The following is a 23,386-nucleotide window of genomic DNA, read 5'->3' as shown; positions in this document are numbered from 1 at the left end:
GCGCTCAGGCTTTTTTGGGAAATAAGGGCTTGCCCCCTGCCGGATCCTTACAGCCGTACGAATTGCCCTCTGGGAAATGGGGACAGTCCCCGGCAATTATTTGTTGGCTGTGATTTTCGTGAGGTAGGGGGCCGCGGCTGTGATTTGGACCCCTTTGTAGTAGTGCTGGATGATGTTTTTGTAGGTTTTGCCTTGCTGAGCCATGCCGTTGGCTCCGTATTGGCTCATTCCAACGCCGTGGCCGAAGCCTTTTGTATAGATGATTACCTGGTTTCCTTTGCGGATCCAGGAGAAGTCGGATGACTTTAGGTTTAGCTTTTCTCTTATTTGCTTGCCTGTTAGTTCTTTTCCGCCGATTTCTACTTTAGCGACTCTTTTTCCGGCTGTTTTTGCTGTGATGGTGCCGATTGCTGCTTTGCTGCTCAGCTGGACGCCCAATTTATTTTGAAAATCGTCTATCGACATAACCTGCTGGCTGTAGAATTTTGGGGAATCTTTGTCCCACGGGCTTTCTACACTTTTTAAGTAAGGTATTTTATTTGGCCAATAATCCTCTGAGTTTTCAGTGTACCCGTTGCTTGTTGAAAAAAAGGTAGCTTCAATAGGATTTGAATCGTAGGTAAGAATCTGACCATTTGTTTCTTCAACAGCCGTTTTGATCTTCTTTATTTTCCAGCTGTAGTCTGATCCCCATATTCTCTTTAATTCCTTATCATTTTTATATACCTGATGTGATTCTGTATCTGTTACATTAGCCCCTTTGGGTGCGTCCTTCACATTCTTTGTTATCAGCTGTTTCACAATATACGTTCTGGCCGTCAGGGCCTGTGCTTTTAGGGCTTCCGGTTCGAAGTCTGCCGGCATCTCTGCGGCCACCACTCCCCTTACATAATCCTCTAGAGGTACATCCTCGATGCTCTGTGCGGCTTCCCGGTATACAGATACTTCAAGAGCCGGTCCTGTGTTCTTTTCCACGCTGTTCACCTTCTTGCTAGTTTCAAGCTTTTCTACCAATTTGCCGCTCGCTGATTCATTTGAAAAAGGAAGCACGAGAATGGCTGGGATCATTAGAATGATAACTGCTGTGACGATAATAAGAATTATCATAGGTTTAAGTGCTTTCAACAATGGCGCCCCCTATACAATTATGTGGCAGCGTTGATGCCCGATTTCACATGCTGCTTACTTATATGTATGGCGGCCTGCTAGCAATTATAACTTCATTCCTCTTTATAATCACTAGATTCTCTTACCCTAAAAGCTGCTAGTAATCAAAAAGCTGAACCCCGGGAGGTTCAGCTTTGATTTACATATAAGTAATAGCAAGTACTATGATCACTTCTTATGCGTTCTCGGCCGCAATAGATTCGTTTTCATGTACAGATTCATCATTAACACGTTCAATATCGGCTCCAAGTGCCGCTAGTTTTCCGTGGAAATTCACATAACCGCGGTCTAAATGCTTCAGTTCAGTTACTCTTGTTACACCTTCTGCAACTAGTCCAGTCAGGATTAGTGAAGCAGCTGCACGAAGGTCTGTCGCCATAACCTCTGCTCCCTGAAGATTAGACGGACCGTTGGTAATAACCGAGCGTCCCTCAATCTTAATTTCAGCATTCATACGGCGGAATTCTTCCACATGCATAAAACGGTTTTCAAAAACCGTTTCTGTAATCATCCCTGTTCCTGTGGAACGCAGAAGCAATGCCATCATTTGTGATTGCATATCTGTCGGGAATCCTGGATGCGGCATCGTTTTGATATCAACCGCTTTTAATTGATCCGGACCAATAACTCGCAGGCCTTCTTCTTCTTCGATAATGGTTACACCCATTTCTTCCATTTTGGCAATTAAAGAAGATAAATGTTCCGGCACTGCTCCTTTTACCAGCACATTTCCACCTGTAATAGCTGCAGCGGCCATAAATGTACCTGCTTCAATACGGTCAGGAATGATATAGTGTTCCGTACCGTACAGCTTTTCAACGCCTTCAATCTTAATAGTAGCTGTACCAGCACCTCTTACTTTACCGCCCATTTTGTTAATGAAGTTTGCAAGGTCTACTATTTCCGGCTCTTTTGCTGCATTTTCAAGGATGGTTGTACCTTCAGCCAAAGCTGCAGCCATCATAATGTTTTCTGTAGCGCCCACACTAGGGAAATCCAGATAGATTTTGGCTCCCTTTAATTTACCGTCTACTTCAGCCTCGATAAACCCGTTTCCTACCTTCACTTTTGCGCCCATTGCTTCAAAGCCCTTTAAGTGCTGGTCTATCGGACGTGAACCGATTGCACATCCACCTGGGAGTGCAACGCGTGCACGGCTGTTTCTAGCGAGCAGGGATCCCATCACTAAAACGGATGCCCGCATCTTGCGTACATATTCAAATGGTGCTTCTTCCAATAACTCTCTTGATGCATCCACTGTTACTGTATTATTGTCAAACGCTACGTCAGCGTTCAGCTTTCTCAATACTTCATTGATGGTATATACATCGGAGAGAGTTGGCACGTCTTTTAAGATACTTTTTCCATCACTTGCTAATAGTGTTGCAGCGATTACAGGTAAAACGGAATTTTTTGCTCCTTCAACTTTTACGGTTCCGCTAAGCCTTTTCCCGCCGCGGACGATGATTTTTTCCAAAAGTATTCCCCTCCGCGTCCAATTTCTCTATATTAATATTCAAATGTGATTATGGGTGTGCCAACTACAAAGGTAGTCTTACCGCCCAATCCTTCTTTTCTCATGGCAAGCTGCAAATTCATTTGTTCCTTGGTCAAATAGCTGTCAAACTGTGTCGAGTGCGCTGAAACAGATATGAAATTCTCTTCTTTGATGCTCTCTATTTCATGCGCATTAAACTCTTCTACCATTTCTTTTACATAAAATGATAAAACCTTCCCAATCTTATCATTGATTTCCCCTTTAATACAAGTGAAAATTGAAGGATTTTCCCGAAAAATGTCATTTGTCTTTCCAAAAAAATCTTTCTTTATATAGATGAGGCTGTCCTTTGTCCACTTATTTCCCCTTACCTCATATAGGATATACGTAGTGGGAGTGGATTTTGTGAGGGTCATCATGATCTTTATGGTTTCCAGTGTCCCTGTCTGCTGGTTTTTCCTGGTTCCTGAGGCTGTGAGAGAATTGTCGTTTTCTGCCTGCTGCCAATCAAACTCGGGATAGAGCTTCTTGAAGTCTTTTACTTTTTGATCGTATTGATCAATGGTGTTTGTTTGTTCATCTATTCCTCTTGCAAAGACAGACCATTCCTTAATCTGCATTTCTTGATGAGACTCTAAAACCCTTATCATTTTTGCTATATCAATGTCATTTTTTGCTATAGTCGTAGTATTCCCACTAAGTAGGTATATAAAACCAGCCAGGGACACATATATCAATATATGAATATATTTTTTTGTCATGGTACAACTCCTCCTCATTAGTAACATTGTTACCGAAAGGGGGAAGTTCATACCGGGCGTTTGTCGCCATTTTATGACAACGGCCTGTTGAGTGTGACTCTGTGACTTTTTTCACAAAAATTCCAAGGCTAAAAATTAGTCCATAAAATAAGGAAGCTGGTTTGACCAAAATAAATAGTTTAGCAGAAAGCCAGCGACTGCTGAACCAATGGCAATAGTCAGGAGTATGTAAAGAACGCGTGCCTGCAATACCCTGTTTGACCTAAGCATCTTGTCAAAATTCAAAGCCTGCAATGCCCACCACGTAAGTGCAAAACAAAGTAGATGTATTGTAATGCCCATAAGTGCCTGCTGTCCAATCGTAGAAACCATGTTCATGCTCCTTTAACAATAAAGATTACCATTTTTACATTTTAACACAGGATAGGGGCATCTTCTTCATGAAGATTCTACTATTTTTCGAAAATGTTAAATATTTGTTACAAAAATTTCCAAGAGTTCTAAAGTCCCCACTTCCGGCACCACTTAATTAGACGAGGGCAGCCCCGTGGAGGTTACAAATTCAAGAATTTTATTTTTTCAGGTGAGAATGTTGGTATTTAAATAATTAATAGAAACTCAACAGAATCTAACCGCCGAACTCTGATGGAGCGGCTTCTACAGTCTGGCAGCTTTTAGCCCCCTCGTTACCCATCCGAAAGAAGTAATATGGCGGGGACATGTCCAAATTCTGAAATAAAAAAATTCCGATTAACATTATCGGCGTGAGAAATTTGACCCTGCGGATCAACACTACGTGAAGGACATTGGCAGGTTTTATGGGTAACGCGACTTTTAGAGGGCTAAACTGAACTTTAAGAGGTAATTTAAGGGATGAAATTTTTGGGGGACTGCTGTGGAGGACGGTTACCTGGACTAAATGTCTAGTTAAGATTTACCTAGAGCATAAAAACTTCTTAAATACCATCTAACATCTCTTTGTTAACAAAATTTTACCTTTTTAATGCAAAACTCGAACAAAAAACCGCTCCATTGTCCTTGAAAGGTAATGTTTTTAGCAATTTAATAAAGTTATAGAGTCTATGAGCGACTTCTTGGCAGTTTATGCTTATGTTTCGAAGTTTTATGCTTATGTTTTTTAGATTAATGCTTAAGTTTCGATGTTTTATGATTATGTGAAGCTGTTCTATTCTTATCTTACGGTACATATGCTTATCTTTTTGTATTTATGATTTCCTTCAGGAATATATGCGGATCTTCAAATATTTATGTATCTGATCAGCTGTGCAGCTGCGTACACAGCAACTTTTATAAATAGCATCATTATCAAATCGTGAGAATGTTCGTGTCCAGTACGTTCGTGCGACATGCTCTATCCCGCGTGTGCGTAAGCGTGCAGGGCTGTCCAATTTCTTATTACGCCTGCAGAACCTCATCCACAGAGCACTTGGTACAAAAACGCCCTTTACTTGATAACGAACATTGCGACATTCATAGCAAATAATAAGAGGGGATCTTTCCGCCGTATTTACTTATTAATTTTTCAGGTGGCAAAAAACAAGGACCACCATCCGGTCCTTGTTCTTTTCATCTACTTTAAAAAGTCGTTAAAGCTTCCAAAGTTATTGTGCAGGAAGTCCAAAGCGGTATTTGGTGCGACTCCAAAGAGAATCGTGCCTGCCAGTGCTAACACGACCACTGCGCCAATGCCCGCCGGCACTTTAATTTTCTCGGTGCTCGCAGCTGGCCTGAAAAACATCTGTGTCATAATCCCGAAGTAATAAAAATAGGATATGACCGTTCCTGCGATCATGATAGAGGCGAGGACAAAATGTCCTGGGTCTGTCATTAAAGCATTCATGAAGATGTTAAGTTTACCTATAAACCCGGCTGTGCCAGGAATGCCTGCGAGCGACAAAATAAAGACGGCAAACCCGGCTGCGAGCAGCGGCGACCTCCGGTAAAGCCCTGCAAAGTCAGCAATATCTTCTGAGTGTGAAGAATCTGTAATCAGCTGAATGACTGCAAAAGCCCCGAGATTCATTAAAAGATAGGCCAGTAAGTAAAACCAGACCGCATCAAAGGTGAAATAACCTAGTGCTGAAATCGCGACTAAAATATAGCCGGCATGAGCAATGCTTGAGTAGGCAAACATTCTTTTTATATTTCGCTGCCTTAATGCAATCACGTTTCCGGCGATAATGGATATTCCGGCAAGACAGGATATATATATGCTGTGTGTTTCAAGAAAAGAGAGTTTTTGAGTGTCGTCTCCCGGCATTGTGAGAAAAAGGGTTAAAATGATTCTGAGCAAAATCACAAAGCCAGCCGTTTTGGAAACAACGCTCAGAAAGGCTGTTACCGGTGTCGGGGATCCCTGGTACACATCCGGAGCCCACATATGGAAAGGCGCAGATGCAAGCTTAAAGGAGAGCCCGATCAGCACCATAAAAAATGCAAGGCCATACAGATAAAGGAACTGCCCATTTGCGGCTTGAGCCGACATGGCCCCCGACATTTCCTTTAAGTTAGTCGTGCCGGACAATCCATATAGATAACTCATGCCAAAAAGGGTGATCGCTGTAGAAATGCCGCCGTTTATCACATACTTCATGGCTGCTTCGTTTGATCCTGGATTTTTCTTGCGCATTCCCGCCAGTATATAGGAAGAAATGGATAACAGCTCCAGGCCGACAAACAAGGTAATCAAATCTCCGCTTGAGGTCATCACCATGGCTCCCAGCAGACCGGTAAGGAATAAATAGTAGAATTCGCCTCTATACTCTTTAAGCCCTTCCTTCGGCTCATAGCTTTCTGCCAGTAAAATTACACAGGCAGCTCCGATCAATAAGATCAGTTTAAATGCTTTTCCGAATGAATCCAGCCGGAAGGTATCATGTAAAATGGAAACAGATTTACTGTCAAGAAGCCCGATCAGAGATACAACCGCTACCAATATCCCCACAAGGGCAATCCAGGCAAGGGACCTTCTGTTATAGCTCTTAGGCAGAAATAGATCGAGAAGAGACAAAAGGGCTGCTACTGCAAGGATAATGAATTCCGGAGCCATATGACCCCATTCATATGAAAGAAGTGTATCTAGGTTCATCCTGCCTGCCCCCCTAGCCCAGTCATGATTAATTGAATCGTATCTTCTAATGGATTGCTTAAGATGGATGGGTAAATGCCAATTATGACTATAAATGCAAGCAGTACAAGCACTGGCACCATTTCAACACTATTCAAATCCCTCATAGCTTTGGTTCTAACAGATACACCCTGCTTTCCAAACGTTATTCCCATCACGGCCCTTAATAAATAGACAGCCGTTATGATGATCCCGAGGGCACCGATGCCAGCGAGCAGCGGGTCCGTTTTAAACAGTCCCAGAAAAGCCATAAATTCGCTGATGAAGCCTGACATGCCTGGCAGTCCCAGGGATGCCATTGCTCCTGCCAAGAGGAAACCAGAAGTGAGCGGCATCGCTTTGGAAAGCCCGCCAAGATTAGATAATGATGTGGTTTGTACTCTTTCATAGATCACTCCCACGAGAAAGAATAGCAGAGCCGCAATTAATCCGTGAGATACAACCTGGAAAATAGCTCCCTGAATTCCGGACTCATTCAGCGCTCCTAGCCCTATTAACACAATCCCCATATGGGAAATCGATGAGTAGGCAAGCACCATTTTGAACTCTTTTTGAATGAATGCCAGAAATGCACCATATAGGAGATTAATAACACCCAGTACCGCAATAATGACTGATAAATCTTTAAATTGTTCCGGAAAAATTCCGAGTCCAAAGCGGATTAACCCGAAGGCGCCGATTTTCAGGAGCACTCCCGCATGCAGCATAACAATAGGCGGAGGCGCCTGTACGTGGACTCTTAGCATCCAGGTATGCAGCGGAAAAATTGGGAGCTTCACACCGAAAGCAATCAGCAGCGCTATTAACAGCCCATATTTCATCCCTTCAGTGATTGGGGAAACGAGCGGTACTCCTCCGACATTTATAATGTATCTCAACGCCTCAATATTCGAGGTCCCTGCCCTTGCGAAAAGTACCATAATTACAATTAGTAAAACGGCTGAACCGAATCCATTGTAAATTAAAAAGCTGAAGGCCGCCTTCTCTTTTTCAATATATCCCCATTTTCCTATCAGGAAAAAGGCCGGGATTAAGGTAATCTCAAAGAATATGAAAAATAACACCATATTTTGTGCCATAAAAACCCCGAGCATCCCTGTCTCAAGCAGAAGGAATAGCATAAAATACCCTTTCCATTCTTTCTTAATAGAAATGGAGGCGATCGCGGACAAAGTGGAAAGAACGGCTGTCAATAACACCATAAGCAGGGCAAATCCATCCAGCGCCAGCTCATAATCTACGGCAAATAATTTCGAATCCGCATTGGCAATGCTGCCAAATTGGATCCAGCGTACTTTTTCTGAAAACGCGGATAAATTGTTCCCGCCTAAATAATAGCTGTAAAGGAAAAGTGACAGCGCCAGTGCTGGGACTGTTGCCAGAATACCTGCCCATTTAATGGCCTTTTCCTGGTTCTTGGAAATAAAACATAACGCCAGGATGCCGATCAGCGGGGAGAATACTAAGACTGAAAGCAAGATTTCATTCATTCAAAGATCCCCCCTGTGAGCGCAAATATAATGAGTAAAACAGCAAGCCCAAAAAACGCAATCGTTCCATATTGCTGAACCTGGCCTGTCTGCATACGTGAGCCAATTTTGCCCAGCTTTTGAACGGTTCCTGTTACACCGTTTACGAGCCCTTCTACAATGAATCTATCGATATAGCTGAAAAACACACTTATGATTCCAGTCAGTCTTACAATAGAAAGGTTATAAAATTCATCTGCGTAATACTTGTTATAAAGAATATTGTACATCATGCTTCCTTCACCGCCGAGCCAGTCTCTTGAAATCGAACGCTTGCTGTATATCATGTATGCCAGTGTAATTCCCGCCAGTGAAACAAGGGTGGCAGCAAGCATAATCCAGACTGGACTGTCTTCGTGGCCATGCTCGAGATAATGATTTCCTTTTGTGAGCCAATCTCCAAGGAAGGTTCCGAACCACGGTGTGTTCACATATCCGCTGACAACCGCTAAAAAACCCAGGATCAGCATGGGGATTGTCATTGAGGCGGGTGACTCATGAACATTCTGTGCTTCTTTTTTCTGGTTACCGGTAAATACAAGAAAAAATAATCGGAACATGTAAAAGGCAGTAAAGAAAGCGGCGATCAGCGCCAAAAAGAATAAAATATAATTCCCGTGATTCCAAGCTGACACAAGAATTTCATCCTTGCTGAAGAATCCCGAAAAGAGAGGAACCCCTGATATAGCCAGTGTGCCAATTAAAAATAATGGGCCCGTTATCTTGAGCTTCTTCCACAAGCCTCCCATTTCCTCGATGTTCTGTGTATGCACGGCATGTATCACACTTCCTGCTGCCAGGAAAAGAAGTGCTTTGAAAAAGGCATGAGTCATTAAATGAAACACTCCGGCCACATATCCTGCCGTACCGAGTGCTAGCATCATGTATCCAAGCTGGCTGACCGTGGAATAAGCCAGCACCCTTTTGATATCGGTCTGGACAAGGCCGATGCTTGCTGCAAAAATGGCCGTAAACGCTCCTGTTGCCGCTACTATGAGCAATGCGGTGCTGCTTTCAGAGAATAATGGAAACATGGCTGCTACTAGATACACGCCAGCTGCTACCATCGTTGCCGCATGGATTAATGCGGATACAGGCGTAGGCCCTTCCATGGCATCCGGAAGCCATGTATGAAGCGGAAACTGCCCAGATTTACCCATGGCACCAATGAAAATGAATATCGCCGTTAAGGTAATCATGCCTTCGCTTATGCTTCCTTCTGCTGCTGCTTTAAAAATCGCATCATATTCAAAGCTTCCCGTTTCCCAAAACAGCAGGATCATGCCAATAAACAAACCAACATCGCCGATCCTGGTCATAATAAACGCTTTTTTAGCTGCCTGTTTGGCTTCTTCTTTATAAAAATAAAAACCGATCAACAGGAAGGATCCGAGGCCTACCAACTCCCAGAATACGTAGAGCTGTAAAAGGTTTGGCGACAGCACCAGACCCAGCATAGCAAACGTGAATAATCCTAAATAAGCATAAAAGACGGAAAAACGCTCTTCTCCCTGCATATATCCCTTTGAATACATATGTACAAGAAAACTGACCAGTGACACAATTACCAGCATCAGCGCGTTCAACTGGTTCACTTCCATGCCCGCCGTAATACTTAAATCCCCTATCTTCAGCCATTCTGTTCCGATCTTATAGGTAGGTGACGTAAATCTTTCCCATAACACCAGTAAAGAAAATAGCAAAGAAAAAAGTGTAAAAGCGATTCCTATATATGCACTGGATTCCTTCAGCCTTTTACCGAGCAGAAGAAGCAGCAGGAACGATATGAGCGGGAAAAGCGGTATAATCCATGCATTCTCCATCATGGCATAAATTCCCCATTTCATTATTCGAAAGCGTATGCCGCTTTCTTAATGAATTACATTCTTTATAGTGCCAGCTTAATGTTTCAACTGGTCCATCTCATCTACATTAACCGTCTTGCGGCGGTTATACAGTGACATTAAAATAGCGAGTCCTACTGCAGCTTCTGCTGCTGCAACCGTTATGGTAAAGAGTGAAAAAATCTGGCCGGAAATAGAAGGAGCAGGCCCAAGCTTGCTGAAAGCAACCAGATTAATATTCACGGCATTCAGCATAAGCTCTATGGATATTAAAACAATGACTGCATTCCTTTTGGTTAAAGCCCCATACAATCCGATGCAAAAAAGAATGAGGGCAAGAACTAAATAAGCTGAAAGAGGCACAGAGTTCATGATTCTTCTCCCTCCTTCTTTTCATCATCCTTTTTCGCGAGGATGATCGCTCCGATTAAGGCAGCGAGCAGAAGAACCGATGTCAATTCAAAAGGAATCATGTGATCAGAATATAATGCCATCCCAATCTGCCTTGTGTTATCTTCATGCAGCTTCGTCTCCTGTACCGGAATGTCCAGATTATATATTCCTGCATACGACGCAAGGCCGAAGCCGGCTATTCCAGCTATAAGCAGTAATTTTCTCCATACGCCCGCCGTTTTCTCACTTGTATCATTATGTCTGGTCAGCATGATTCCAAAGAGCATGATGATCGTAATCGCTCCCGAATAGATGAGGATCTGTACGGCAGCCAGGAATTCAGCTGAAAGCAGTACATACAGTCCGGCCACACTGATAAAGGTGAATACCAGGGCAATCACCATATGGACCACTCTAGTAAGATTGATTAATAAAATTCCACCTATAATGGCGACAAGGGACAGTAAGATAAACGCAATCATTTCACCTGAGAGACTCATGGTTTATTCACCGTCCGTTTATTTTCGTCATTTTCATCCAGCCATTCTAGATTCTTAAACAGCTGGTCACGGCTGTATTCAGCCAGTTCAAAGTTATTTGTCATAATAATGGCTTCTGTCGGACATACCTCTGTACATAGATCGCATAAAATGCAGATTTCAAAATTTATATCATATGTGTCAATGATTTTCCCTTTTTTTGAAGGGTCCGGATGTTTTTTTCCTGTCAGCTGAATGCAGTCTGTCGGGCAGATATTGGAGCACTGATTGCAGACAATACACTTTTCCGGATAAAATTTCTGTATGCCTCGGAAACGATCCGGCAGCGGCAGCGGCTCATTCGGATAGTCATAGGTAACTTTTTTTCGGGTTAGGTTTTTCAGGGTATATGAGAAACCTTTTGCCAAGCCTATCATAGTGATCACCCCTTCATTAGAAGCTGGACCGGCCCTGCTTTTATATACTATTGCCGACCCTTTTTATTTCCTGGGTATTTTTACATAAAATTAAATAATTCCTTTAGCAGCGCAGTCAGGAAGATATTGGCCAATGCCACTGGGAGCAGAACCTTCCAGCCGAATTCCATCAGCTGATCGGCTCTCAAACGCGGAAGAGTTACCCTGACCCAGATGAGAAGGAATACAATTAAGCTGAATTTCAAACTAAACCAGACGGCGCCCGGTATAAAATCCATGAACGGCAGAGGACCCCATCCTCCTAAAAATAAGACCGTAGTCAGCGAGGCCATTGCAAAGAGATAGACATATTCAGAAAGCATGAAAAAGGCCCAGCGAAATCCTGAGTACTCGACGTGAAACCCGGCTACAAGCTCTGATTCTGCCTCCGGAAGGTCAAAGGGTGTCCGGTTCAGCTCTGCTATAGAAGCAACGAGGAAGATAATAAATCCGATCGGCTGCTTAAGAATATACCAGCCGCTGCTTTGGGCATCGACAATATCATTTAAATTGAGGCTTCCTGCAAGCAGAATGACACCGAGCACACTCATAACAAGGGGAATTTCATAAGAAATCATCTGGGCAGCGGCACGCATGCCTCCTAGAAGCGCATACTTATTGTTTGACGCCCAGCCTCCTGTTACGATTCCTACTGTAGAGATGCCTGATATGGCGATATAATACAGCAGGCCGACTCCTATATCGGCAAACTGCAGCTTATCTGTAAATGGAATAACGGCGACAACCATAAATGCAGGAGCAAAGGCGATAACAGGGGCCAGGATAAACAGCGGCCTGTCAGCAGACTTTGGTATGGTGTCTTCTTTGATTAATAGCTTTAATACATCCGCCACCGTCTGCAGGAGGCCCCATCTGCCGCCAACCTGATTCGGACCCTGCCTCAGCTGCATGAAGCCCATTACCTTGCGCTCTGCCAAAATGGCGTATGTAACAAAACCTAATATTACTAAAAGCAATACGGTCGCCAGTAAGAAAAAAATTCCGAAGTTTAAGAGACCAGGAGACGATGCAAGCAGATCTTCAACCATTATCCATCTACCTCCCCAAGAACAATATCAATGGCACCCAGAATCGTAATTAAGTTGGCCATGTTTTCGCCTTTTAACAGCTTAGGAAGTATTTGCAGGTTATAAAAGGACGGACGCCGGAATTTTAGACGGTAGGGCTCTTTCTTTCCGTCACTTGCGATATAGCAGCCAATTTCCCCACGGGGCGACTCAATCCGGACATACGCCTCTCCTTTTGGGGCTTTAATGATTTTCGGCACCTTGGCCATAATTTCTCCTTCAGCCGGAAACTGTGCAGCAGCCTGTTCTATAATTTTGAGCGACTCGACAATTTCCTGCATCCTGCATTCGTACCTGGCCCATGCATCTCCCTCCGTACGGACCGGCACATCAAAATCAAAGCGGTCATAAATGGAGTATGGTTCATCTTTGCGAAGATCCCATTTCACGCCTGTGCAGCGGAGGTTTGCACCGCTTAGCGAATAATTGATGGCTTCCTCTTTCGAATATGTGCCAACCCCTTTTACCCGCTTCATAAATATTTCATTTCCAGTAACCAGCTGATGGTAGCCTTTCAGCTGCTCCCTCATGTATGGAACAAACTCCCTGACCTTTTCAATCCAGCCCTCAGGAGCGTCCCACTTCACACCGCCAACGCGCATATAGTTAAAGGTCAGCCTTGCTCCTGACAGCTCCGTTAATAGATTGATAATCATTTCTCTTTCACGGAAGGCATACAGGAAAGGACTGACTGCTCCTATATCTAAAAGATACGTTCCCCACCAGACCAGATGGCTGGCCACCCGGCCAAGCTCCATGGCTAGAACTCTTAAATATTCCGCCCTTTCCGGCACCTGAATGTTCATCATCGTTTCGACAGCATGGCAGATTACATAATTGTTAGTCATTGCTGACAGATAATCCATCCGGTCCGTATATGGAATGATTTGAGTGTATTGCAGGTCTTCGGCCAGCTTTTCCGTGCCTCGGTGCAGATAGCCGATAACCGGTGTCGCCTCTTTTATGACTTCTCCATCAATTTTAATAACAAGCCGAAAAACCCCGTGTGTGCTGGGATGCTGAGGCCCGACATTCAAAAGCATTTCTTCTGTACGAATCATCGGCTACACCTCCACATCATAAGGCTCATAATCTTTGCGCAGCGGATATCCTACCCAGCTTTCGCCGAGCATAATTCTCTTTAAATCCGGATGGTTAATGAACTTAATTCCTAAAAGATCGTAAGTTTCACTCTCTGGCCAGTTTGCCCCCTGCCATAAAGGAGCAAGTGATTCTATAACCGGTTCCATGCGGTCTATTTTGACTTTAAGGGCCACTGAATGGCGGTTTTTATAGGAGAATAAATGAACATACACTTCCATATGCGTTTCATAATCCGTTCCATGAAGCTCTGATAAGTAATCAAAGCTTAAGCGTTCATTATATTTTAAAAACTGGGCTGTTTTATAATATGCCTCTGGTTTTACCACAATTGTAGGTACATCCTTAGAAAGACTATTAATATAGGAATCTTCTAATACATCAGCGCCCAGATTTTTTTCGATGATTTCTATGTATGAATCAAGAAGCGGCTGGTTAACAGAAGGCTTCTTCTCTTCAGCTGCCTCGCTGCTGACGGCTGCTTTTCCTCCTGCACGGACCCTGGCGGCGGCTGCCGCTTTCGCCTTCGCTGCCGCAATGGCTTTCGCTTTCTCGTCTCCTTCTTCGGATGGAGCATCTCCTTGCTTTTTGGCGAGTGCCGCCGCCTTTGCTTTGGCCGCCGTTGCGGCTTTCGCCTTCGCTGCCGCAATGGCTTTCGCTTTCTCGTCTCCTTCTTCGGATGGAGCATCTCCCTGCTTTTTGGCGAGTGCCGCTGCCTTTGCTTTGGCCGCCGCTGCCGCTTTCGCCTTCGCTGCCGCAATGGCTTTCGCTTTCTCGTCTCCTTCGTCGGAAGGAGCATCCCCCTGCTTTTTGGCGAGTGCCGCTGCCTTTGCTTTGGCCGCCGCTGCCGCTTTCGCCTTCGCTGCCGCAATGGCTTTTGCTTTCTCGTCTCCTTCTTCGGATGGAGCATCTCCCTGCTTTTTGGCAAGTGCCGCCGCCTTTGCTTTGGCCGCCGCTTCCGCTTTTGCCTTCGCCGCTGCTGCTGCCTTTTTCTTCGCTAGTTCTAAATCTTTTTCGGCTGTGGTGATTTCTGGTCCTGGTGTGGAGTTTTCTGCATCTTGTTGTTCTGAAGATATGGGGTTAGCCTTTTCGGCTTCTTTTTTCATAGATAGGGCTGCAGCTTTAGCTTTAGCAGCCGCTGCGGCTTTTTTCTTGGCAAGCTCTAAATCAGATTGGCCTGCCTGACCTTCAAGCTCTGCTTCAGGCTGATTTGCTTCTTGATCCTGGCCCATTGAATTTACAGGCACAGTCCCGCCTGCTTTTTGTATTTCTTTTGCTCTCATTTTCGCCATGGCTGCAGCTTTGGCTTTGGCGGCCGCTGCGGCTTTTTTCTTGGCTAATTCTATGTCCTTTTCATCGCTCACGATTAAATCACCTTCTTCCCGGTTTTAGCCTCGTAGCGAATTTTCTCTTTCAATTTATTGATGCCATAAATAAGGGCCGCGGGATTTGGCGGGCAGCCGGGTATGTATACATCCACAGGCACGATTTGGTCGACACCTTTTACAACCGAATAGGATTTCACATAAGGCCCACCAGCGGTTGCACAGGAACCCATGGCAATGACCCATTTTGGTTCAGGCATCTGATCATATAACCGGCGGAGGATTGGAGCCATTTTCTTCGTCACTGTTCCTGAAACAATCATCACATCAGATTGTCTTGGCGAAGTACGAAAGAATGATCCGAATCGGTCCAGATCATAATGAGAAGATCCAACTCCCATCATTTCAATGGCGCAGCAGGCAAGTCCAAATGTCATTGGCCATAGAGAATTGCTTCTCGCCCAGGCTTTAATTTGCTCAAGTGTCGCTAGAAATACATTCCTCCTGAGCTCTGCCATTTCTTCTTCTGTGAATCCCTCTAACTTTACATCCATCTTAACACCTTCTTTTTCCAAGCATAGATAAGACCAATGGCAAGCATGATGACAAAAATAAGCATTTCAATCAGCGCAAAAATGCCAAGTTTATCGTAAGCGACTGCCCACGGATAAAGAAAAACGGTTTCCACATCAAAAATAACAAACATCAGGGCAAAGATATAATAGCGGACATTGAACTGAATCCTTGAATCATGAAAGGGCTCAATACCGCTTTCATACGTGGTATACTTAGCCTCTTCTGGTTTATGAGGCCTTAACAATTTACCTAGAAAAAGTGCCACGATCGGCAGCAGAATGCCCAGACACAGAAACACAAATACTATCAGATAATTATTCTGATAACTATTCAATAGATCCATGCCAACCCTCCGTTATTTTTAATTATTTTGAACTCTCAAACTATTCATGTAAACGTATTCATTATATCACTGTTACATTTCAGTGTCGATAATACCCCGAACCATTCTTTGGAAGTTTAATAACAGATTGTCCGGTCTAATTAGTTTATTAATAACCGGCTTAAAAAAGCACTGTATTCGTTAAAAAGAGTGCAGTTCAGCCTTAAAACTGGCTCTTTATTAACATTTTATTCATTGAGCAGGGAGTTTATTTTAGTTGTTTGGAATTATATTAACTTTGTTTACTTTTAGAGTTGAGGCGGTTGTGTGGTTTTGCTTGGCTGTATTTGAAATGCATTTTTAATCCTTATAGTTAATTAACTGCCATGGGATCTTAAATATAAATTTTCCTTCCAAAAGTAAGTTTCCGGGCCTGTCAGGTCTCACCTCTTTCTTAGAAAAGCGCTATTCCGACAGGTAAATTGGCTATTTCACTAACCAAATACTATTAAGCTGCTATTTTATCTTTGTCCACTACTAATTCCTAGTGTATATCAATTTGAGGGCTTACATAAACTCATCCAGAGCTCACACTTCCTGCTATGAAAAAAGAGTGCCCCGCAAAAAGTCTACTAACCAAACAAAAAACACCCCCGCTACTCTAAAAGAGTCTCGAGAGGTGTTGGCTTTTTATATTAGAATTTTCTTTCCGCCAATGAAATGCGGTTGATGGCACGTCTTAGAGATAATTCGGCACGACGGGCATCGACGTGGTCGCTTTTATCCTGGAGACGTTTCTCGGCACGAGCTGCAGCAGCTTTTGCACGAGCAAGGTCGATATTATCAGCTTTTTCAGCAGATTGAGCAAGGATGGTTACCTTGTCTGGACGCACTTCTAATAGTCCGCCGCTCACTGCGATAAATTCCGTTTTTCCGTCTTTTTTCAGGCGGACAGAACCAATCTCAAGCGGAGCTACCATTGGAATGTGGCCAGGAAGGACACCAAGGTCACCGCTCTGGGCTTTGGTGCTTACCATTTCTGCATCTGCATCATATACTGGGCCATCGGGAGTAACAACACTGACTTGTAATGTCTTCATTTCATACCCTCCTAGGTCCCTAACCTACGCCATTTGTTTAGCTTTTTCAATTACTTCTTCAATTCTTCCCACTAGACGGAAAGCATCTTCAGGCAGGTCATCGTACTTGCCATCAAGAATGTCTCTGAAGCCTTTTACTGTTTCTTTTACAGGAACATATGAACCTTTTTGGCCAGTAAATTGCTCCGCTACGTGGAAGTTTTGAGATAAGAAGAATTGAACACGGCGTGCACGGTGAACAACTAATTTATCTTCTTCGGATAATTCGTCCATACCAAGGATGGCAATGATATCCTGAAGTTCTCTGTAACGCTGTAAAGTCTGCTGAATTTGACGGGCAACATTGTAGTGCTCCTCGCCTACTACTTCTGGTGTTAATGCACGGGAAGTTGAAGCAAGAGGATCCACTGCCGGGTAAATACCCATCTCTGTAAGCTTACGCTCAAGGTTCGTTGTCGCATCAAGGTGAGCGAAAGTTGTAGCTGGAGCCGGATCCGTATAGTCATCGGCAGGTACATAAATCGCTTGGATAGATGTTACAGAACCAACATTTGTAGATGTGATACGCTCTTGAAGCTGGCCCATTTCAGTGGCAAGTGTCGGCTGGTAACCAACCGCAGATGGCATACGGCCAAGAAGGGCTGATACCTCTGAACCTGCCTGAGTAAAACGGAAAATGTTATCGATGAAGAAAAGAACGTCCTGTCCTTGCTCATCACGGAAATATTCAGCCATTGTCAAACCTGTCAGGGCAACACGCATACGTGCGCCAGGCGGCTCGTTCATTTGTCCGAAAACCATGGCTGTTTTCTTGATAACGCCAGAATCGCTCATTTCGTGGAATAAGTCGTTTCCTTCACGAGTACGCTCACCAACACCAGCGAATACCGAAATACCGCCATGCTCTTGAGCGATGTTATTGATAAGTTCCTGGATCAATACCGTTTTACCTACACCGGCACCACCAAATAGACCGATTTTTCCACCTTTGATATAAGGAGCAAGAAGGTCTACTACTTTAATTCCTGTTTCAAGGATTTCTACTGTTGTAGAAAGCTGCTCGAAAGTAGGAGCTTGTCTGTGAATAGGATCTCTGCGTGATTCAGCAGGTACTGGAGCATCAAGGTCAATGTTTTCTCCTAATACGTTGAAAACACGGCCTAATGTTACATCACCAACTGGTACAGAAATCGGAGCACCCGTATCTGTAACTTCTACTCCGCGAGTTAAACCGTCAGTAGAAGCCATAGCTACTGTACGTACAGTGTCATCACCTAAATGAAGGGCAACTTCCAGGGTTAAGTCGATTGCCACACCATTTTCAGACGCCGCTTGTTGGATTTTAAGTGAGTTGTAAAGTTCAGGAAGCTGTCCGCTTTCGAATTTTACGTCAACAACCGGACCCATGACTTGGGTAACGCGTCCTTTATTCATCGTTTTCCCTCCTATCATTACTTAAGACGAAACCATATATAATGGGGGGTAAGCCTATCGTACGTGCTTCCCCTCCCGATTCATTTTTATTCTAATGCAGCTGCACCGCCGACGATCTCGGTGATCTCCTGAGTGATAGCTGCCTGACGAGCACGGTTAAATTGCAGTGAAAGAGAATTGATAAGCTCTTTTGCATTATCTGTTGCACTTTTCATTGCACTCATACGAGCAGCGTGCTCACTTGCTTTCCCGTCAAGGACTGCGCCAAAAATTAAGCTTTCCGCATATTGTGGCAGCAATACTTCCAAAATGTCTTCGGCAGAAGGTTCAAATTCGTATGATACCATTTTGCCTGTTGGAGCTATTTCCGTTAAAGGAAGAAGCTTTCTCTCTGTAACATCCTGCTGGATGGCACTGACATAGTGGTTGTAATACATATACAATTCATCAAAGGTTCCATCTGAGAACATGCCGACTGTAGGTCCTGTGATGTCAGTGATATCAGCAAATGAAGGCTGATCAGGAAGACCGACAATTTCAAGTTCTACATTTATTCCGCGCTTCACGAAGAAATCGCGGCCTACACGGCCAACGGCAATGATGGCATACTCATCTTGAAATTTATGGCGTTGTTTAATGGTTTGGAACACATGTCTCAGCACACTGCTGTTATAGGCTCCAGCCAATCCACGGTCAGAAGTGATTACCAGGTAGCCTGTCTTTTTTACAGGACGGGATACCAGCATGGGATGGTTTACACCTTTGCTGCCTGCTGCAACACTCGCTGCCACCTCCTGGATTTTATCCATGTAAGGCTGAAACGACTTTGCATTCTGTACAGCTCGGTTCCACTTTGCAGCAGAAACCATTTCCATCGCTTTTGTAATCTGGCTCGTCTTTTTGGTTGATGTTATACGAGTTTTTATATCGCGTAAAGATGCCATTAGTTCTCACCACCTATTTAAAGAGTTTGTTAAGATCTATTATTCAGAAACAACGAATGTTTTCTTGAATTCAGTAACGGCCGAAACCATTTCTTCGTCCTTAGGCAGATCGCCGGTTGTACGAATATGATCTAACAAGTTTTGGCGGTTTTGATCTAACCAGCTGTGGAATTCTCCTTCAAAACGGCGAATATCTGAAACTGGAATGTCATCTAAATGTCCGCGTGTTAATGCATAAAGAATCGCAACTTGCTTTTCAACTTTAAGCGGCTTGTTCAAATCTTGCTTTAGTACTTCAACTGTACGGGCACCGCGGTTAAGCTTAGCCTGAGTTGCTTTATCTAAATCAGATCCGAACTGGGCAAATGCTTCAAGCTCACGGAAAGACGCAAGGTCTAGACGCAGTGTACCAGCAACTTTTTTCATCGCTTTGATCTGTGCAGAACCACCTACACGGGATACTGAAAGACCAGCGTTGATGGCTGGGCGTACGCCTGAGAAGAACAGGTCAGACTGCAAGAAAATCTGTCCGTCTGTGATAGAAATAACGTTTGTTGGAATATATGCTGAGATATCTCCAGCCTGCGTTTCAACGAACGGAAGAGCTGTGATAGAACCAGCACCAAGAGTATCATTAAGCTTTGCAGCACGCTCAAGAAGACGTGAATGCAAGTAGAATACGTCACCAGGGAATGCTTCACGGCCTGGAGGACGGCGTAATAATAGGGAAAGTTCACGGTATGCAGATGCTTGTTTAGAAAGATCATCATAAACAACCAGAACATGTTTACCGTTGAACATGAATTCTTCACCCATTGTAACACCAGCATAAGGAGCTAAGAATAATAGCGGAGCCGGCTGGGATGCAGATGCTGTAACTACGATTGTGTAATCAAGTGCACCATGCTTACGAAGAGTTTCAACTGCATTACGTACTGTAGATTCTTTCTGGCCGATTGCAACATAAATACATACCATGTTTTGGTCAGCCTGGTTTAAGATCGTATCAATCGCTACAGATGTTTTACCAGTCTGGCGGTCACCGATGATAAGCTCACGCTGTCCGCGTCCGATTGGAACAAGTGCGTCAATCGCTTTAATACCTGTCTGCAGCGGTTCATGAACCGATTTACGATCCATAACACCTGTTGCAGGGCTTTCGATAGGACGAGATTTAACCGCATTAATTGGGCCTAAGCCATCAACTGGCTGTCCAAGCGGGTTAACTACACGGCCAATAAGCTCTTCGCCAACTGGCACTTCCATGATTCTTCCTGTACGGCGTACTTCACTGCCTTCACGAATATCAGAGAAAGGACCAAGAATAACGATACCTACGTTATTTTGTTCAAGGTTTTGAGCAAGACCCAGAACACCATTAGAGAACTCAACAAGTTCCCCTGCCATTACATTATCAAGACCATGAACACGCGCAATACCATCACCAACCTGGATTACCGTACCCACGTCGTTTACTTCTATTTCAGACTGATAGCTTTCAATTTGCTTTTTTATCAGCGCACTGATTTCTTCAGCTTTAATGCTCATGAATTTCACCCCTAACTGTGAATGTTAAACTAGTAATTGCTTTTCCAGGCGCTGAAGCTTTCCGCTCACGCTGCCGTCAAAAATACGGTTGCCGATTCGGATTTTCACTCCGCCCAGTAAGCTGCGATCTATAATGTTTTCAATAATTAATGATTGTTTGCCTACTCTTTTAGCGAAAGAAGAGTTAATAGCCTGGCGCTCTTCATCTGTCAACGGACGTACGGAGTAAACCTTCGCTTCCGCCTCGCCGCGTTCTTCGTTTGCAAGATTAATAAAATCATCTGCAACCTCAGTGATGATATTTTCACGATGACGCTCGACTAAGAGCATCAATGTGTTTTGCACGCCTGCAGAAACACTTCCAAAAACGTTTTTAATAAATAGTTTCTTTTGATCAATTGTGATTTTAGGATGGCTTAGAAAGCCCTGAAGTTCGCTATTTTGAGAAAACACTGTTCTCACAGTGCGCAGTTCCTCTTCAAACTGAACCAAAAGATTTTGTTCCTTCGCAATTTGGAAGAGAGCAACCGCATAGCGCTGTGCTACGGTTGTATTGCTCATAGCTGATCTCCTGCCCCATTGATATATTCATTGATAAGCTTTTGCTGATCTGCTTCAGACAATTCTCTTTCAATTACTTTGGAAGCAATCATTACAGACAGAGATGCAACCTGCTCGCGCAGTGCAGCAATTGCCTGTTCTTTCTGGTGCTCAATTTCAACCTTAGCGGATTCTTTCATTCGCTCCGATTCAGCGCGTGCAGCAGCAATGATTTCTTCACGCTGTGCGTCGCCTTGTTTTCTAGCATTTTCAATAAGCTGTGCTGCTTCTGTACGAGATTGCTTGATAAGCTCGCGCTGTTCTTCCAAAGCCTTTTTAGCTTCCGCACGGCTGTTTTCAGCAGCTTCTATTTCGCCTGCAATGTGAGATTCACGTTCTTTCATGATTCCCATTAAAGGACCGAACGCAAATTTCTTAATCAATGCCAGCAATATGATAAACATGATTAATTGGAAAATGATATCTCCGCCATTAAAGTGCATAGCTTCACCAAGTACTAAACTTTCTGTTAACACCCTGGGTTCACTCCCTTCAAGAGTCGTTCTACTATGAGTTCTAAGGATACTTGATCATTCAACCAGACAGACCTTAAGGATTATCTGGAAACCACTTTTAGGGCATAAAGGAATGGCGAAGGTTCTCATGGAATGATCTTCGCCATTTGCCCAACGTCTTAAAATTTAATTATTGTCCAATAACCATGAACGCGATAACTACCGCGATGATTGGAAGTGCCTCAACTAGTGCGATACCGATGAACATTGTAGTTTGAAGCATTCCGCGAGCTTCTGGCTGGCGAGCGATCCCTTCAACTGTACGACCAACGATAAGACCGTTACCAATACCAGCACCTACTGCTGCTAAACCAACTGCGATTGCAGCTGCTATAAGACCTAATGAACCTGTCATGATAAAATTTCCTCCTCGAAAATAAATAATAGTTTTGTATTTTTTGTTGCATTTGTTCAGAATTGAACAGTTTTATAATTAATGATCTTCCGCCACTTTATGGGCAAGATAAACCATTGTTAACATAGTGAAAATAAACGCTTGAATTGCACCTACGAAGATACTGAATCCTTGCCATGCCAGCATTGGAAGGATGGCACCAAGTGTTCCTCCAATTCCGCTTGTTGCCATTCCGGCAAGCAAAGCTAACAGGATTTCACCTGCGTAAATGTTACCGTATAGCCGCAGACCCATTGTAAGGGTATTTGCGAACTCTTCGATAATTTTGATCGGAAACAAAAATTTCATCGGCTCTACATAGCTTTTCAAATAAGCTTTAGTACCCTTCATCTTGATTGCGTAATAATGTGACAATCCTACTACCATAGTAGCAAGCGTCATCGTTATTGCCGGATCTGCTGTAGGGGATTTCCACCAAAGCTCATGGCCTATTACAACAGAAAATGGCAAGCCTAACATATTTGAAACAAATATGTACATCAGCAATGTCATTCCCAGCAGTAAAAATCGACCGCCTGTCTGCCAATCCATAGTACTATTAATAAGTCCCTTAACAAAATCCATTACCCATTCCATAAAGTTCTGGGCGCCGGTAGGCTTCATGGCAAGTTTGCGAGTAGAAGCTAGAGCGATAATGAAGACTATGAGACTTGCAATTGTAATCATCAGCAAATTTGCCAGATTGAAGTTAAGTCCCATAAATTCCCACATAGGAGCTTCATGATTCAACAGTATTCACCTCTCTTATCTACTTTTGACGTAAGTGTTGGATAAAAAAATCTATAATAATGACAAAGTAAATCGTCATTAATCCAATAACTACACTGACAAGATGCAGAGCATCCGGAAATTGCAGAGCTACCGTTACAGCAAGGGCCGCGGTTGCCATTCTGGACAGCGTTCCTACGGACTTCATCTTTTTGCCTTCCATAGCTGCTTTAGTCAGTTTTCTGTTTTTGCTGACCATGGTCCATAAGAGGAACAGGCTCAAGCATGTACCGAAAATTAATCCGAGAAAGACAGATTTATAGGGCGTAAACCCCCAGCCTAATACATAAAAAGCTACTAGGTAGATTATGTACTTAAGCTCTCTGTAGAACATTTCATCAAGATCGAACATTTG

24 protein-coding genes are annotated in these 23,386 nt (G+C 43.7%); all 24 read right to left on the bottom strand.

Annotated elements, in window-relative coordinates; translation table 11 throughout:
* Nucleotides 1–96: 96 nt before the first annotated feature.
* The 24 genes from spoIID to JOC77_RS00410 all read right to left on the bottom strand — a co-directional run bounded on the left by spoIID (nucleotide 97) and on the right by JOC77_RS00410 (nucleotide 23,383).
* Nucleotides 97–1,125, bottom strand: coding sequence for a stage II sporulation protein D (gene spoIID, locus JOC77_RS00525; RefSeq protein ID WP_239558509.1), 1,029 nt, complete (start codon nucleotides 1,123–1,125; stop codon nucleotides 97–99).
* A 217-nt stretch (nucleotides 1,126–1,342) separates the two neighbouring features.
* On the bottom strand, nucleotides 1,343–2,644 hold the full coding sequence (murA, locus tag JOC77_RS00520) for a UDP-N-acetylglucosamine 1-carboxyvinyltransferase (RefSeq protein WP_204537393.1): 1,302 nt from the start codon (nucleotides 2,642–2,644) through the stop codon (nucleotides 1,343–1,345).
* Nucleotides 2,645–2,676: 32 nt separating this feature from the next.
* On the bottom strand, nucleotides 2,677–3,426 hold the full coding sequence (locus JOC77_RS00515; protein ID WP_204537392.1) for a YwmB family TATA-box binding protein: 750 nt from the start codon (nucleotides 3,424–3,426) through the stop codon (nucleotides 2,677–2,679).
* Between the two features lie 135 nt (nucleotides 3,427–3,561).
* Nucleotides 3,562–3,798: a DUF1146 family protein gene (locus JOC77_RS00510; protein ID WP_204537391.1), complete on the bottom strand. Its 237-nt coding sequence runs from the start codon at nucleotides 3,796–3,798 to the stop codon at nucleotides 3,562–3,564.
* 1,219 nt (nucleotides 3,799–5,017) lie between these two features.
* On the bottom strand, nucleotides 5,018–6,535 hold the full coding sequence (gene nuoN / locus JOC77_RS00505) for an NADH-quinone oxidoreductase subunit NuoN (RefSeq protein ID WP_204537390.1): 1,518 nt from the start codon (nucleotides 6,533–6,535) through the stop codon (nucleotides 5,018–5,020).
* Complete coding sequence (locus JOC77_RS00500; protein ID WP_204537389.1) at nucleotides 6,532–8,064, bottom strand: NADH-quinone oxidoreductase subunit M; 1,533 nt, start codon at nucleotides 8,062–8,064, stop codon at nucleotides 6,532–6,534. The genes nuoN and JOC77_RS00500 overlap by 4 nt, the downstream gene beginning before the upstream one ends.
* A complete protein-coding gene (nuoL, locus tag JOC77_RS00495) occupies nucleotides 8,061–9,929 on the bottom strand; it encodes an NADH-quinone oxidoreductase subunit L (protein WP_204537388.1) in 1,869 nt (622 codons plus the stop codon). Before nuoL ends, JOC77_RS00500 begins: the two co-directional genes overlap by 4 nt.
* 75 nt (nucleotides 9,930–10,004) lie before the next feature.
* Nucleotides 10,005–10,319, bottom strand: coding sequence for an NADH-quinone oxidoreductase subunit NuoK (gene nuoK, locus JOC77_RS00490; protein ID WP_204537387.1), 315 nt, complete (start codon nucleotides 10,317–10,319; stop codon nucleotides 10,005–10,007).
* Nucleotides 10,316–10,840: an NADH-quinone oxidoreductase subunit J gene (locus JOC77_RS00485; protein WP_204537386.1), complete on the bottom strand. Its 525-nt coding sequence runs from the start codon at nucleotides 10,838–10,840 to the stop codon at nucleotides 10,316–10,318. Before JOC77_RS00485 ends, nuoK begins: the two co-directional genes overlap by 4 nt.
* Nucleotides 10,837–11,256, bottom strand: coding sequence for an NADH-quinone oxidoreductase subunit NuoI (gene nuoI, locus JOC77_RS00480; RefSeq protein ID WP_204537385.1), 420 nt, complete (start codon nucleotides 11,254–11,256; stop codon nucleotides 10,837–10,839). Before nuoI ends, JOC77_RS00485 begins: the two co-directional genes overlap by 4 nt.
* A gap of 80 nt (nucleotides 11,257–11,336) precedes the next feature.
* Nucleotides 11,337–12,344, bottom strand: coding sequence for an NADH-quinone oxidoreductase subunit NuoH (gene nuoH / locus JOC77_RS00475; protein WP_204537384.1), 1,008 nt, complete (start codon nucleotides 12,342–12,344; stop codon nucleotides 11,337–11,339).
* The gene (locus JOC77_RS00470; RefSeq protein ID WP_204537383.1) at nucleotides 12,344–13,444 is read right to left on the bottom strand and encodes an NADH-quinone oxidoreductase subunit D; all 1,101 of its coding nucleotides are present in this window, start codon (nucleotides 13,442–13,444) and stop codon (nucleotides 12,344–12,346) included. Before JOC77_RS00470 ends, nuoH begins: the two co-directional genes overlap by 1 nt.
* Before the next feature lie 3 nt (nucleotides 13,445–13,447).
* Nucleotides 13,448–14,848: an NADH-quinone oxidoreductase subunit C gene (locus JOC77_RS00465; protein WP_204537382.1), complete on the bottom strand. Its 1,401-nt coding sequence runs from the start codon at nucleotides 14,846–14,848 to the stop codon at nucleotides 13,448–13,450.
* A 2-nt stretch (nucleotides 14,849–14,850) separates the two neighbouring features.
* Entirely contained in the window at nucleotides 14,851–15,363 is a 513-nt protein-coding gene (locus tag JOC77_RS00460) for a NuoB/complex I 20 kDa subunit family protein (protein WP_204537381.1), read from the bottom strand.
* The gene (locus JOC77_RS00455; protein WP_204537380.1) at nucleotides 15,354–15,728 is read right to left on the bottom strand and encodes an NADH-quinone oxidoreductase subunit A; all 375 of its coding nucleotides are present in this window, start codon (nucleotides 15,726–15,728) and stop codon (nucleotides 15,354–15,356) included. Before JOC77_RS00455 ends, JOC77_RS00460 begins: the two co-directional genes overlap by 10 nt.
* A 674-nt stretch (nucleotides 15,729–16,402) precedes the next feature.
* On the bottom strand, nucleotides 16,403–16,807 hold the full coding sequence (locus JOC77_RS00450; protein ID WP_204537379.1) for a F0F1 ATP synthase subunit epsilon: 405 nt from the start codon (nucleotides 16,805–16,807) through the stop codon (nucleotides 16,403–16,405).
* Nucleotides 16,808–16,831: 24 nt separating this feature from the next.
* Nucleotides 16,832–18,241 (bottom strand): F0F1 ATP synthase subunit beta, encoded by a 1,410-nt coding sequence (gene atpD / locus JOC77_RS00445; RefSeq protein WP_204537378.1) that lies wholly within the window; start codon nucleotides 18,239–18,241, stop codon nucleotides 16,832–16,834.
* An 86-nt stretch (nucleotides 18,242–18,327) separates the two neighbouring features.
* The gene (atpG, locus tag JOC77_RS00440; RefSeq protein ID WP_204537377.1) at nucleotides 18,328–19,185 is read right to left on the bottom strand and encodes an ATP synthase F1 subunit gamma; all 858 of its coding nucleotides are present in this window, start codon (nucleotides 19,183–19,185) and stop codon (nucleotides 18,328–18,330) included.
* 39 nt (nucleotides 19,186–19,224) lie between these two features.
* Nucleotides 19,225–20,733 (bottom strand): F0F1 ATP synthase subunit alpha, encoded by a 1,509-nt coding sequence (atpA, locus tag JOC77_RS00435; protein ID WP_204537376.1) that lies wholly within the window; start codon nucleotides 20,731–20,733, stop codon nucleotides 19,225–19,227.
* A 24-nt stretch (nucleotides 20,734–20,757) separates the two neighbouring features.
* The gene (locus JOC77_RS00430) at nucleotides 20,758–21,294 is read right to left on the bottom strand and encodes a F0F1 ATP synthase subunit delta (RefSeq protein ID WP_204537375.1); all 537 of its coding nucleotides are present in this window, start codon (nucleotides 21,292–21,294) and stop codon (nucleotides 20,758–20,760) included.
* On the bottom strand, nucleotides 21,291–21,809 hold the full coding sequence (gene atpF / locus JOC77_RS00425; protein ID WP_204537374.1) for a F0F1 ATP synthase subunit B: 519 nt from the start codon (nucleotides 21,807–21,809) through the stop codon (nucleotides 21,291–21,293). The genes JOC77_RS00430 and atpF overlap by 4 nt, the downstream gene beginning before the upstream one ends.
* A gap of 169 nt (nucleotides 21,810–21,978) precedes the next feature.
* A complete protein-coding gene (gene atpE, locus JOC77_RS00420; protein ID WP_101639747.1) occupies nucleotides 21,979–22,203 on the bottom strand; it encodes a F0F1 ATP synthase subunit C in 225 nt (74 codons plus the stop codon).
* A 78-nt stretch (nucleotides 22,204–22,281) separates the two neighbouring features.
* Complete coding sequence (gene atpB, locus JOC77_RS00415; RefSeq protein WP_204537373.1) at nucleotides 22,282–22,992, bottom strand: F0F1 ATP synthase subunit A; 711 nt, start codon at nucleotides 22,990–22,992, stop codon at nucleotides 22,282–22,284.
* 19 nt (nucleotides 22,993–23,011) lie between these two features.
* Nucleotides 23,012–23,383 carry an ATP synthase subunit I gene (locus JOC77_RS00410; RefSeq protein ID WP_204537372.1) on the bottom strand — a complete coding sequence of 124 codons (372 nt, stop codon included), beginning with the start codon at nucleotides 23,381–23,383 and terminating at the stop codon, nucleotides 23,012–23,014.
* Nucleotides 23,384–23,386 lie beyond the last annotated feature (3 nt).

It is taken from the genome of Peribacillus deserti, assembly GCF_016909175.1.
GTDB classification, from domain to species: Bacteria; Bacillota; Bacilli; order Bacillales; family DSM-1321; genus Paraperibacillus; species Paraperibacillus deserti.
The sequence above is the reverse complement of the archived record's forward strand: the minus strand, read 5'-3'. Positions and strand labels throughout refer to the sequence as shown.